The 12414-nt window shown below is 60.8% G+C and carries 9 protein-coding genes; 6 read left to right on the forward strand and 3 right to left on the reverse strand.

What is annotated here, in order from left to right:
- Window positions 1-25: 25 nt before the first annotated feature.
- From C9422_RS00330 to pepN, 3 genes are read left to right on the forward strand one after another with little or no spacing between them, the layout of a single operon-like run.
- A complete protein-coding gene (locus C9422_RS00330; RefSeq protein ID WP_007979148.1) occupies window positions 26-286 on the forward strand; it encodes a YeaC family protein in 261 nt (86 codons plus the stop codon).
- A complete protein-coding gene (locus C9422_RS00335) occupies window positions 283-1113 on the forward strand; it encodes a DUF2797 domain-containing protein (protein WP_015095364.1) in 831 nt (276 codons plus the stop codon). The genes C9422_RS00330 and C9422_RS00335 overlap by 4 nt, the downstream gene beginning before the upstream one ends.
- A gap of 10 nt (window positions 1114-1123) precedes the next feature.
- Window positions 1124-3781 (forward strand): aminopeptidase N, encoded by a 2658-nt coding sequence (gene pepN, locus C9422_RS00340; RefSeq protein ID WP_116579251.1) that lies wholly within the window; start codon window positions 1124-1126, stop codon window positions 3779-3781.
- Between the two features lie 304 nt (window positions 3782-4085).
- Here the strand turns inward: pepN and C9422_RS32130 are convergent, their stop codons facing one another.
- Window positions 4086-4385 (reverse strand): hypothetical protein, encoded by a 300-nt coding sequence (locus C9422_RS32130; RefSeq protein WP_165824734.1) that lies wholly within the window; start codon window positions 4383-4385, stop codon window positions 4086-4088.
- 246 nt (window positions 4386-4631) lie between these two features.
- On the opposite strand from C9422_RS32130, the gene C9422_RS00345 reads away from it, so the two are divergent.
- Together C9422_RS00345 and C9422_RS00350 are read left to right on the forward strand one after the other, a co-directional pair.
- Window positions 4632-5684, forward strand: coding sequence for a YCF48-related protein (locus tag C9422_RS00345; protein ID WP_007979965.1), 1053 nt, complete (start codon window positions 4632-4634; stop codon window positions 5682-5684).
- Between the two features lie 28 nt (window positions 5685-5712).
- Window positions 5713-8097 carry an RND family transporter gene (locus tag C9422_RS00350; RefSeq protein ID WP_116579252.1) on the forward strand — a complete coding sequence of 795 codons (2385 nt, stop codon included), beginning with the start codon at window positions 5713-5715 and terminating at the stop codon, window positions 8095-8097.
- Window positions 8098-8243: 146 nt separating this feature from the next.
- Here C9422_RS00350 and C9422_RS00355 read toward each other — a convergent pair whose 3' ends face one another.
- Together C9422_RS00355 and C9422_RS00360 are read right to left on the reverse strand one after the other, a co-directional pair.
- Window positions 8244-8963, reverse strand: a complete 720-nt coding sequence (locus C9422_RS00355; protein WP_165824740.1) for a FadR/GntR family transcriptional regulator — start codon at window positions 8961-8963, stop codon at window positions 8244-8246.
- A 160-nt stretch (window positions 8964-9123) separates the two neighbouring features.
- Window positions 9124-10860, reverse strand: coding sequence for an IlvD/Edd family dehydratase (locus tag C9422_RS00360; RefSeq protein WP_116579254.1), 1737 nt, complete (start codon window positions 10858-10860; stop codon window positions 9124-9126).
- A 194-nt stretch (window positions 10861-11054) separates the two neighbouring features.
- Here C9422_RS00360 and C9422_RS00365 point away from each other — a divergent pair, with 194 nt between their 5' ends.
- Window positions 11055-12377, forward strand: a complete 1323-nt coding sequence (locus tag C9422_RS00365) for an MFS transporter (protein WP_116579255.1) — start codon at window positions 11055-11057, stop codon at window positions 12375-12377.
- The last annotated feature ends 37 nt before the right edge of the window (window positions 12378-12414 follow it).

Raw genomic sequence — 12414 nt, forward strand, 5'->3', positions numbered from 1 at the left:
CATGCAATAAAGAGACGGAGACCCAATGTCCTCTTTTAACGAAATGATCCAGAACATCACCCCCGATATCTACGAGAGCCTGAAACTCGCGGTGGAAATCGGCAAATGGTCCGACGGTGGCAAACTCACCGCCGAACAACGCGAGCTGTCGCTGCAGGCGATGATCGCCTGGGAAATCCAGAACCTGCCCGAAGACCAGCGTACCGGCTACATGGGGCCGCAGGAATGCGCCTCGAAGTCGATCGAAGTGCCGAATATCCTGTTCAAGTCGGATGCCATCCATTGATCGAGATTGGCCGCGGTGCAATCAGCAAAATGTCGGCACGCCTTGACGGGCCGAACGTGCAATACGCTTTCCGTCTGGGCGAAACCGAGGTTCCGGTCAATCCGTTGATCGGCACCACGGTGCGCCTGGAATACCTGGGGGCGATCCACTGCACCCATTGCGGGCGCAAGACCAAGACCAGCTTCAGCCAGGGTTACTGCTACCCGTGCATGACCAAGCTGGCCCAGTGTGACCTGTGCATCATGAGCCCGGAGCGCTGCCACTTCGACGCCGGCACCTGCCGTGAGCCGGAGTGGGGCGAGAAGTTCTGCATGACCGATCACGTGGTGTACCTGGCCAACTCGTCGGGGATCAAAGTCGGGATTACCCGCGCCACCCAGCTGCCGACCCGCTGGCTCGACCAGGGTGCTAGCCAGGCCTTGCCGATCGTGCGCGTCTCGACCCGGCAGCAGTCGGGCTTCGTCGAGGATCTGTTTCGCAGCCAGGTGGCGGACAAGACCAACTGGCGTGCTTTACTCAAGGGCGATGCGGCGGCGGTGAACCTGGCCGAGGTTCGCGATCAACTGTTCGACAGCTGCGCCGAAGGCTTGCAAGGGTTGCAGGAACGATTCGGCTTGCAGGCGATCCAGACGGTTACCGGCGTCGAACCGCTGGAGATCCGCTATCCGGTCGAGCAATACCCGGCGAAGATTGTCAGCTTCAACCTGGACAAGAACCCGATTGCCGAAGGCACGCTGATGGGGGTCAAGGGCCAATACCTGATCTTCGACACTGGCGTGATCAACATTCGTAAATACACGGCTTACCAGCTCGCCGTGCATCAGTAAGGACTCCAGCATGCGCACCGAACAACCGAAGATGATCTACCTCAAGGACTATCAGGCGCCCGAGTACCTGATCGACGAAACACACCTGACCTTCGAGTTGTACGAGGACCACAGCCTGGTCCATGCGCAACTGGTGATGCGCCGCAATCCCGAGCGTGGCCCGGGGCTGCCGCCGCTGGTGCTGGATGGCCAGCAACTGGAACTGCTGTCGGTCACCCTGGCCGACCAGGAGCTTTCCGAGGCGCAGTATCAACTGACCGAGAATCACCTGACCCTGCAGCCGACCAGCGCTACCTTCACGGTCGATACCAGTGTCAGGATCCACCCGGAAACCAACACCGCGCTGGAAGGCCTGTACAAGTCCGGCACGATGTTCTGCACCCAGTGCGAGGCCGAAGGCTTCCGCAAGATCACCTATTATCTCGACCGCCCGGACGTGATGAGCACCTTCACCACCACGGTGGTCGCCGAGCAGCACAGCTATCCGGTGCTGCTGTCCAATGGCAACCCGATCGCTTCCGGCCCCGGCGAAGACGGCCGGCACTGGGCGACCTGGGAAGACCCGTTCAAGAAACCGGCGTACCTGTTTGCGCTGGTGGCCGGTGACCTGTGGTGCGTCGAAGACAGCTTCACCACCATGAGCGAGCGCAACGTGGCGCTGCGCATTTACGTCGAGCCGGAAAACATCGACAAATGCCAGCACGCCATGAACAGCCTGAAGAAGTCCATGCGTTGGGACGAAGAGGTCTACGGTCGCGAGTACGACCTGGACATCTTCATGATCGTCGCCGTGAATGACTTCAACATGGGCGCCATGGAGAACAAGGGCCTCAACATCTTCAACTCCAGCGCTGTGCTGGCCAAGGCCGAAACCGCCACCGACGCCGCGCACCAGCGGGTCGAGGCGATCGTCGCCCACGAATACTTCCACAACTGGTCGGGCAACCGCGTGACCTGCCGCGACTGGTTCCAGCTGTCGCTCAAGGAAGGTTTCACCGTATTCCGCGATGCCGGTTTCTCCTCGGACATGAACTCGGCCACGGTCAAGCGCATCCAGGACGTGGCGTACCTGCGTACCCACCAGTTCGCCGAAGACGCCGGCCCCATGGCTCACGCCGTGCGCCCGGACAGCTTCATCGAGATTTCCAACTTCTACACCCTGACCGTGTACGAAAAGGGCTCGGAAGTGGTCGGCATGATCCACACCTTGCTCGGCGCCGAAGGCTTCCGCAAAGGCAGCGACCTGTACTTCGAACGCCATGACGGCCAGGCCGTGACCTGCGATGACTTCATCAAGGCCATGGAAGATGCCAATGGCGTCGACCTGACCCAGTTCAAGCGCTGGTACAGCCAGGCCGGTACACCGCGTCTGGCGGTGAGCGAGTCCTTTGATGCCGCGGCGAAAACCTACAGCCTGACCTTCCGCCAGAGCTGCCCGGAAACCCCGGACAAGGTTGAAAAACTGCCGTTCGTGATTCCGGTCGAGCTGGGGCTGCTGGATACCAAAGGGGTAGCGATTGCCCTGCGTCTGTCCGGTGAGGCCGCCGCGCAAGGCACTTCGCGGGTCATTTCCGTGACCGAAGCCGAGCAGACCTTCACCTTCGTCGATATCGCCGAACAACCGCTGCCGTCGTTGCTGCGTGGCTTTTCGGCGCCGGTGAAACTGAGCTTCCCGTACAACCGCGACCAGTTGATGTTCCTGATGCAGCACGACAGCGACGGCTTCAACCGCTGGGATGCCGGCCAGCAACTGTCTGTGCAGGTGCTGCAGGAATTGATCGCCCAGCAGCAGAAGGGCGAAGCGCTGGTGCTCGATCAGCGTCTGGTGTCGGCGCTGCGCACGGTGCTCTCGGATGAGTCGCTGGATCAGGCCATGGTCGCCGAAATGCTCTCGCTGCCAAGCGAAGCGTACCTGACCGAAATCAGCGAAGTGGCGGATGTCGAAGCGATTCACAGCGCCCGTGAATTTGCCCGCAAGCAACTGGCTGACGCGTTGTTCGAAGGCTTGTGGCTGCGTTACCAGGCCAACCGCGAACTTTCGAAGCAAACACCGTACGTGGCCGAGGCGGAACATTTTGCCCGCCGTGCCTTGCAGAACATCGCGCTGTCGTACCTGATGCTCAGCGGCAAGCCGGAGGTTCTGGCGGCGACGCTGGAGCAGTTCGAGGCGTGCGACAACATGACCGAGCGCCTGACTGCCCTCGCCGTATTGGTCAACTCGCCGTTCGAGGCCGAGAAGGCCAAGGCCCTGGCCAGTTTCGCCGAACACTTCAAGGACAACCCGCTGGTCATGGACCAGTGGTTCAGTGTCCAGGCCGGCAGCGTGTTGCCGGGTGGTCTGGAGCGGGTTCGTCAGTTGATGCAGCATCCTGCGTTCAACATCAAGAACCCGAACAAGGTGCGGGCACTGGTCGGTGCGTTTGCCGGGCAGAACCTGATCAACTTCCATGCGGCGGATGGTTCCGGGTATCGCTTCCTGGCGGATCTGGTGATCGAGCTGAACGGGTTCAATCCGCAGATTGCTTCTCGGCAGTTGGCGCCTTTGACGCGCTGGCGCAAGTACGACAGCGCTCGGCAGGCTTTGATGAAGGGCGAGCTGGAGCGGATTCGGGCTTCGGGGCAGTTGTCCAGTGATGTGTTTGAGGTGGTCAGCAAGAGTTTGGCTTGAGTCAGTTGTTGACCTTGGCGGCCTTCGGGCCGACCAGGTTCTTGGTTGATTGAGTACATATCCGTTTTTTTGGTAACGGCGGCTTATGGTTTCGCCCTTACGGCGAGTCCCTTTTGGCAAACGCCCCAAAAGGAACCAAAAGGTCTCGCCCCTTACGTACGGCCCCTCGCTAAAGCTCGGCGTTCCTTCGCTCCGGCATTCATCCGGGGGCATCGCCTCCGGTCGGCTTCGCTCGACCTCCTCTCGATGTGTTCGGCTGCGCCGAACGGCGCTGCGCGCCTACCCCCCGGATGAACGCCTCCACTCAGCCTTCCGAGGGGGCGGGTGGATCAAGATCAAGAGCTGCAGGCGAGCTAACGCTCGGCCTGTAGGAGCTGCCGCAGGCTGCGATCTTTTGATCTTGATCTTCCGCCCTTTCGATATTGTCAAAAATCAAAATCAAAAGATCGCAGCCTGCGGCAGCTCCTGCGGGGATTTTTGTCCGTCCACGATATTGGCGGTGTACCCGGTCAATGTAGGAGCTGCCGCAGGCTGCGATCTTTTGATCTTCTTGCCCATGGATGGCGGCGGGCTCTGTAGGAGCGAGCTTGAACTGGTCAAGCAATCCCCCCCCCCATCACCCCACCTGATACCCAACCATTCAGACCAAGCCCCCATCCCCCTCGGTTAACAAAAGATAACGTGGCGTCGATTGTCAGACATTAAAAAACACCGATAGGATAAGCCAGCTTCCGAAGGGGCTCTGGATGGCGGGTTTCAGGACTATGCTCTGAAACAGCCGGTCCAGACACGCATCCTTGCGGCGCCCAGAAAGGTTGAACGACCTAACAATAATAATGGGAGAAGGTCTATGAGTGAGCCTGTCATGGGTGTGGGTATCTGCCGCCCGCCGGCACTGCGCAAATTAGCGTTGCTGGCTACAGCGCTCTCGCTGTTGGGCTCTGCCATGCTGTCGGCACCTGTGCTGGCCGCGGCGGCGCCAGCATCCGATGTTGTTTATTCCATTGAATCGGCCAAGGCTGCCAAAAGCCTGATGCTCGATGTCGTCCACGCCGGCAAGCGCCTGGTGGCGGTCGGGGATCGTGGGCACATCCTGTATTCCGATGACCAGGGCGCGACCTGGACCCAGGCCAAGGTTCCGACCCGGGCCCTGCTGACGTCGGTGTTTTTTGTCGATGACAAGCACGGCTGGGCCGTGGGCCATGACGCGCAGATCCTCGCCAGCGAGGACGGCGGCGCGACCTGGACCAAGCAATTCGAAGATCTGAATCGTGAATCGCCGCTGCTTGATGTCTGGTTCAAGGACGTCGACAGCGGCTTTGCCGTGGGCGCTTATGGCTCGCTGATGGAAACCACCGACGGTGGCAAGCATTGGGAAGACGCCAGCGACCGCCTGGACAACGAAGACCAGTACCACCTGAACGCGATCGCCGCGGTCAAGGATGCCGGGCTGTTCATCGTTGGCGAGCAGGGCAGCATGTTCCGCTCCGCTGATTGGGGCCAGACCTGGGAGAAGCTCGAAGGTCCGTACGAAGGTTCGCTGTTTGGCGTGATCGGCACGGCGCAGGCCAATACGCTGCTGGCCTACGGTCTGCGCGGCAACCTTTATCGCTCCACGGATTTCGGCAGCACCTGGGAGCAAGTCGAGCTCAAGGCTGAGCGCGGCGACCTGGAGTTCGGGCTGTCCGGCGGCACGCTGCTCGACGATGGTTCGATCGTGATCGTCGGCAACGGCGGTTCGGTGATTCGCAGCAGTGACAATGGCGAAACCTTCAAAGTGGTCAACCGTCCGGACCGTATTTCGGTCTCGGCAGTGGCGGCGGCAGGCAATGGCAATCTGGTTCTGGCCGGGCAGGGCGGCGTTCGCGTCACCTCGCCAAACGGTACCGAGTCGGGCAAATGAGCCGGGTTAATAATAAGAAGGCGGAGCTATGACTTCCTTGAGTACACATCACCAGGACAAGGCGACGTTCCTCGAGCGCCTGATCTTCAACAACCGTCCGGCAGTGATCACGATCTGCCTGCTGGTCAGTATTTTCCTGTTCTGGCAGGCGACGCTGATCCGTCCGTCCACCAGCTTCGAAAAAATGATCCCGCTGGAGCATCCCTTCATCCAGAAGATGATGGAGCACCGCAACGATCTGGCGAACCTGGGCAACACCGTGCGGATCTCGGTGGAAGCCACCGATGGCGACATCTTCTCCAAGGAATACATGGAGACCCTGCGTCAGATCAACGACGAGGTGTTCTATATTTCCGGTGTCGACCGTTCCGGTCTGAAGTCGCTGTGGAGCCCCAGCATTCGCTGGACCGAAGTGACGGAAGAGGGCTTCGCCGGCGGTGAAGTGATTCCGCAGAGCTACAACGGCTCCCAGGCCAGTCTCGATTTGCTGCGCAACAACGTGCTCAAGTCCGGTCAGGTCGGGCGCCTGGTGTCCAACGATTTCAAATCGAGCATCGTCGACATTCCGTTGCTGGAGTCCTACCCGGACCCGCAGGACCAGGGCAAGCTGCTGGCGCTGGACTACCGCCAGTTCTCCCACGAGCTTGAAGACAAGATCCGCACCAAGTTCGAAGCGCAGAACCCGAATGTGAAGATCCACATCGTCGGTTTCGCCAAGAAGGTCGGTGACCTGATCGATGGCCTGGTGATGGTCGTGATGTTCTTCGGCATCGCCTTCGTCATTACCCTGATCCTCCTGCTGTGGTTCACCAATTGCCTGCGCAGTACCGTCGCCGTGTTGAGCACGACGCTGGTGGCCGTGGTCTGGCAACTGGGCCTGATGCACTTCTTCGGCTTCGGACTCGATCCGTATTCGATGCTGGTGCCGTTCCTGATCTTCGCCATCGGTATTTCCCACGGCGTGCAGAAGATCAACGGGATCGCCCTGCAATCGAGTGAAGCGGACAACGCCCTGACGGCGGCGCGTCGCACCTTCCGTCAACTGTTCCTGCCGGGGATGATCGCGATCCTCGCCGATGCCGTGGGTTTCATCACGCTGCTGATCATCGATATCGGCGTGATCCGTGAGCTGGCCATCGGTGCATCCATCGGTGTGGCGGTGATCGTGTTCACCAACCTGATCCTGCTGCCGGTGGCGATTTCCTATGTCGGTATCAGTAAGCGTGCCGTGGCCCGCAGCAAGAAAGACGCCACCCGCGAACATCCGTTCTGGCGCCTGCTGGCGAATTTTGCCAGCGCCAAAGTCGCACCGGTTTCCATTCTGCTGGCGCTGATCGCCTTCGGCGGCGGCCTGTGGTACAGCCAGAACCTTAAAATCGGCGACCTCGACCAGGGTGCCCCGGAGCTGCGTCCGGACTCGCGCTACAACAAGGACAACAACTTCATCATCAACAACTACTCGACCAGTTCCGACGTGCTGGTGGTGATGGTCAAGACCAAGTCCGAAGGCTGCTCGCGCTATGAAGCCATGGCGCCGATCGACGAGCTGATGTGGAAGATGCAGAACACCGAAGGCGTGCAGTCGGCGATTTCCCTGGTGACCGTGTCCAAGCAAATGATCAAGGGCATGAACGAGGGCAACCTGAAATGGGAAACCCTGTCGCGTAACCCTGATGTGCTGAACAACTCCATCGCCCGCGCCGACGGCCTGTACAACAACAGTTGCTCCCTGGCGCCGGTGCTGGTGTTCCTCAACGATCACAAGGCCGAGACCCTGGATCGCGCGGTGCATGCGGTGCAGGAGTTCGCCAAGGAAAACAACAAGGACGGCCTGGAGTTCATCCTCGCTGCGGGTAACGCCGGGATCGAGGCGGCCACCAACGAGGTGATCAAGAAGTCCGAGCTGACCATCCTGATCCTGGTGTACATCTGCGTGGCGGTCATGTGCATGATCACCTTCCGTTCATGGGCGGCGACCTTGTGCATCGTGCTGCCGCTGGTGCTGACCTCGGTACTCGGCAACGCCCTGATGGCCTTCATGGGCATCGGCGTGAAAGTGGCGACCCTGCCGGTCGTGGCGCTCGGGGTGGGGATTGGCGTGGACTACGGCATCTACATCTACAGCCGCCTGGAAAGCTTCCTGCGTGCCGGCCTGCCGCTGCAAGAGGCGTACTACCAGACGCTGAAGTCCACCGGCAAGGCCGTGCTGTTCACCGGTCTGTGCCTGGCGATCGGCGTGTGCACCTGGATCTTCTCGGCCATCAAGTTCCAGGCCGACATGGGGCTGATGTTGACCTTCATGCTGCTGTGGAACATGTTCGGTGCGCTGTGGCTGTTGCCGGCACTGGCGCGGTTCCTGATCAAGCCGGAGAAACTGGCGGGGCAGAAGGGTAACTCGTTGTTTGCTCACTGATCCATGTTGAAATGAAAAAGCCGCAACCTTGGTTGCGGCTTTTTTGTGTGCGTGAAGATCAAAGGATCGCAGCCTTCGGCAGCTCCTACAGGGGAATGGTGTACACCTGTAGGAGCTGCCGAAGGCTGCGATCTTTTGATTTTGATTTACGAAGGATCGGCGCCGAGCACCACATTCAACGCACTGCGCGCATCATCCAGCTGCACCAGCGTCGCATGCCGTGCGCCCAGAGCATCACGGTTTTCGATTGCGGTAAGAATCGCCTTGTGCCGCGGCAGCGCCAGTTCATGCAGGTTCGGTCGCTGGTTCGAATGCTTCAAGGCTTCGGCGATGGCCACCGAGAGCATGTTGCACAGGTTGGCCAGCAAGTCGTTGTGGGTGGCGTCGGCGATGCGACTGTGGAAGTCCAGGTCCGGCTGCAACAGCGCCTCCGGTGTCGGCGCGGCTTCCATGCGCTGGTAGGCCTCACCGATGGACGCGATGTCCGCTTCGGTGGCGAATTGTGCGGCGAGGGCGGCAGCGGCCGGTTCGATGATGCTGCGCACACTGGTCAGCAGGTCGAAAAACTGGTTTTGCGGACTGCTTTGCATCAGCCAGTGCAGCACGTCCGGATCGAGCATGTGCCAGTCCTTGCGCGGCTTGACCACGGTCCCGACGCGCGGGCGGGAATACACCAGGCCCTTGGCAACCAATACTCGGGTGGCTTCGCGCAGCACCGGCCGGCTGACCGCATATTCTTCGCACAACAGCGCTTCGGCGGGCAGTTTGTCGTCCGGCAGGAAGCGTCCCGAGACGATCTGCATGCCCAGTTCCTGGACGATGCGCGAGTGCATGCTTTTGCGGTCGGAGGGTTTGCGGTAATCCATGGGGAGTGGCGCGGTCCTGTGCGAATAGGTGTCGCGCATGATAGCAGGCGCGGGCGTTGGGTGATCCAGCCCTTGAAAAGATCGCAGCCTGCGGCAGCTCCTACAGAGATCCGGCTGACCTGAATCTGTAGGAGCTGCCGAAGGCTGCGATCTTTTGCTTTTAATGTGAATGACGCGGCACTTCAGCCCCACGGCAACCGACCAGGAAGTCGAAGTCGCAACCCTGGTCCGCTTGCAGCACATGGTCGATGTACAGCTGACGATACCCACCGACAATCAGGTTCTGCGGCGGTTGCAGGTCGGCCATGCGCGCAGCCAGTTCTGCATCCGGAATATCCAGGTGCAAACGACCGCTGGCGCAATCGAGTTCGATCCAGTCGCCTTCCTTCACTGCGGCCAACGGTCCACCAGCCGCCGCTTCCGGCGCCACGTGCAGCACCACAGTGCCGTACGCGGTACCGCTCATGCGCGCATCGGAAATACGCACCATGTCGGTCACACCCTGGGCCAGCAGCTTGGCTGGCAAACCCATGTTGCCCACTTCGGCCATGCCCGGATAACCCTTCGGCCCGCAGTTCTTCATCACCAGGATCGAGTTGGCATCCACGTCCAGTTCCGGGTCGTTGATCCGCGCCTTGTACATGTCGAAGTTCTCGAACACCACCGCACGTCCGCGATGCTGCATCAGTGCCGGCGTGGCGGCGGACGGCTTGAGCACGGCGCCCAGCGGTGCCAGGTTGCCGCGCAAGACACAGATGCCGCCATCGGAGCGGATCGGGTTGTCGAGGGTGCGGATCACTTCGTCCTCGCCATAAATCGGCGCGTCTTGGGTGTTCTCGCCGATGGATTTGCCGTTGACGGTCAGGGCATTCGGGTTCGGGATCAGGTTGGCTTCGCCGAGGCGACGCAGTACTGCCGGCAAGCCACCGGCGTAATAAAACTCTTCCATCAGGAAGCGTCCCGACGGTTGCAGGTCGACGATAGTCGGCATGCCGCGACCGATGCGGGTCCAGTCGTCGAGGTCCAACTCCACGCCAATGCGCCCGGCGATGGCTTTGAGGTGGATCACTGCGTTGGTCGAACCGCCGATGGCGGCGTTGACGCGAATGGCGTTTTCGAAGGCTTCCCTGGTGAGGATCTTCGACAGTTTCAGGTCTTCGCGCACCATCTCCACGGCACGCATGCCGGACATGTGCGCCAGCACATAGCGGCGCGCATCCACGGCCGGGATTGCGGCGTTGTGGGGCAGGGAGGTGCCCAGTGCTTCGGCCATGCAGGCCATGGTCGAGGCCGTGCCCATGGTATTGCAGGTGCCGGCCGAGCGGGACATGCCGCCCTCGGCCGCGAGGAAGTCGTCGATGCTGATGGTGCCGGCCTTGACCTGTTCGCTGAGCTGCCAGACCACGGTGCCGGAGCCGATGTCCTTGCCCTTGTGCTTGCCATTGAGCATCGGCCCGCCGGTGACAACGATGGCCGGCACGTCGCAACTGGCGGCGCCCATCAGCAGTGCCGGGGTGGTTTTGTCGCATCCGGTCAGCAGCACCACGCCATCGATCGGGTTGCCGCGTATGGCTTCTTCGACATCCATGCTCGCCAGGTTACGGGTGAGCATGGCGGTAGGACGCAGGTTGGATTCGCCGTTGGAGAACACCGGGAACTCCACCGGGAAGCCACCGGCCTCGATCACGCCGCGTTTGACGTGCTCGGCAATCTGGCGGAAATGCGCGTTGCACGGAGTCAGTTCCGACCAGGTGTTGCAGATGCCGATGATCGGCTTGCCATGGAACTGGTGGTCGGCGATGCCCTGATTCTTCATCCAGCTGCGGTACATGAAGCCGTTCTTGTCGGCCGTGCCAAACCATTGGGCCGAGCGCAGGGTGGGTTTCTTATCAGACATGATCGGTTCTCTTATTGTATGACTATATTGTTCGAGCTGAGGCGTAACATAAGCTCAAATTGCGATGTTTGGAAGTGTTGTTGAGTAAATAGTATTACTATATAGTCCGCTCAAACGGAGGGATGGTCCTGGCGAGTTTTTCGCGAGAGGCGTCCCCCGAGGTTCCATAACAACAACAATCGGAGACCGATCTCATGAGCCAGGAACTGCGGCTTATCCGTCGCATCACGCTGAAACTGATTCCCTTCCTGATCCTGCTGTACCTGATCGCCTACGTGGACCGCTCCGCAGTGGGCTTCGCCAAACTGCACATGGGCGCCGACATCGGTCTGGGCGATGCGGCCTACGGACTTGGCGCGGGGCTGTTCTTCATCGGCTACTTCCTGCTGGAAATCCCCAGCAACCTGATGCTCGACCGCTTTGGCGCACGGCGCTGGTTCGCACGGATCATGATCACCTGGGGCGCCATCACCATCGGCATGGCCTTCGTCCAGGGGCCGAACAGCTTCTATTTGATGCGCTTTTTGCTTGGCGCCGCCGAGGCCGGATTCTTCCCGGGCGTTCTGTACTACATCACCCAATGGTTCCCGGTGCGCCATCGCGGCAAGATCCTCGGGCTGTTCATCCTCTCGCAACCCATTGCGATGATGATCACCGGCCCCGTGTCCGGCGGCCTGCTGGGTATGGACGGCGTGCTCGGGCTGCACGGCTGGCAGTGGCTGTTCATTGTCATTGGCACCCCGGCGATCCTGCTGACCTGGCCTGTGCTGCGCTGGTTGCCGGACGGCCCGCAGCAAGTGAAGTGGATGGACCAGGCGGAGAAAGACTGGCTGAGCGGCGAGCTGAGAAAGGACCTGGACGCGTACGGCCAGACCCGACACGGCAATCCGCTGCACGCCCTCAAGGACAAGCGCGTTCTGCTGCTGGCGCTGTTCTACCTGCCGGTGACCCTGAGCATCTATGGCCTCGGCTTATGGTTGCCGACCCTGATCAAGCAGTTCGGCGGCAGCGACCTGATGACCGGTTTCGTCTCCGCGGTGCCGTACATCTTCGGCATCGTCGGCCTGCTGATCATCCCGCGCAGTTCCGACCGCCTGAATGACCGCTACGGCCACCTCGCCGTGCTGTACGTGCTGGGTGCGATCGGCCTGTTTCTCAGCGCCTGGCTGTCGGTGCCGGTACTGCAACTGGCGGCGCTGTGCCTGGTGGCGTTCGCGTTGTTCTCCTGCACGGCGGTGTTCTGGACCTTGCCGGGCCGCTTCTTTGCCGGCGCCAGTGCGGCGGCGGGGATCGCCTTGATCAACTCGGTGGGCAACCTCGGCGGCTACCTCGGCCCATTCGTGATCGGCGCACTCAAGGAATACACCGGCAACCTGGCTTCGGGCCTGTATTTCCTGTCGTGCGTAATGGTGTTCGGGCTGGTGTTGACCGGTGTGGTGTATCGCTTGCTGGAACGCAAGCACGTGTTGCCGGCCGATGAGTTTGCCGCCAGCGCGCGTGGGGCCACCCGTACCTGACAGGAAACAGTCATTCACCACGGACTCTGTGGGAGCG

Source organism: Pseudomonas sp. B1(2018) (assembly GCF_003097365.1).
Taxonomy (GTDB): Bacteria; Pseudomonadota; Gammaproteobacteria; order Pseudomonadales; family Pseudomonadaceae; genus Aquipseudomonas; species Aquipseudomonas laurylsulfatiphila.

What these genes read in the sequence shown, in the direction of transcription:
- C9422_RS00330 (WP_007979148.1), top strand. Translation starts at nt 26, where the DNA reads ATGTCCTCTTTTAACGAAATGATCCAGAACATCACCCCCGATATCTAC.
- pepN (WP_116579251.1), top strand. Translation starts at nt 1,124, where the DNA reads ATGCGCACCGAACAACCGAAGATGATCTACCTCAAGGACTATCAGGCG.
- C9422_RS00345 (WP_007979965.1), top strand. Translation starts at nt 4,632, where the DNA reads ATGAGTGAGCCTGTCATGGGTGTGGGTATCTGCCGCCCGCCGGCACTG.
- C9422_RS00350 (WP_116579252.1), top strand. Translation starts at nt 5,713, where the DNA reads ATGACTTCCTTGAGTACACATCACCAGGACAAGGCGACGTTCCTCGAG.
- C9422_RS00355 (WP_165824740.1), bottom strand. Translation starts at nt 8,963, where the DNA reads ATGGATTACCGCAAACCCTCCGACCGCAAAAGCATGCACTCGCGCATC.
- C9422_RS00360 (WP_116579254.1), bottom strand. Translation starts at nt 10,860, where the DNA reads ATGTCTGATAAGAAACCCACCCTGCGCTCGGCCCAATGGTTTGGCACG.
- C9422_RS00365 (WP_116579255.1), top strand. Translation starts at nt 11,055, where the DNA reads ATGAGCCAGGAACTGCGGCTTATCCGTCGCATCACGCTGAAACTGATT.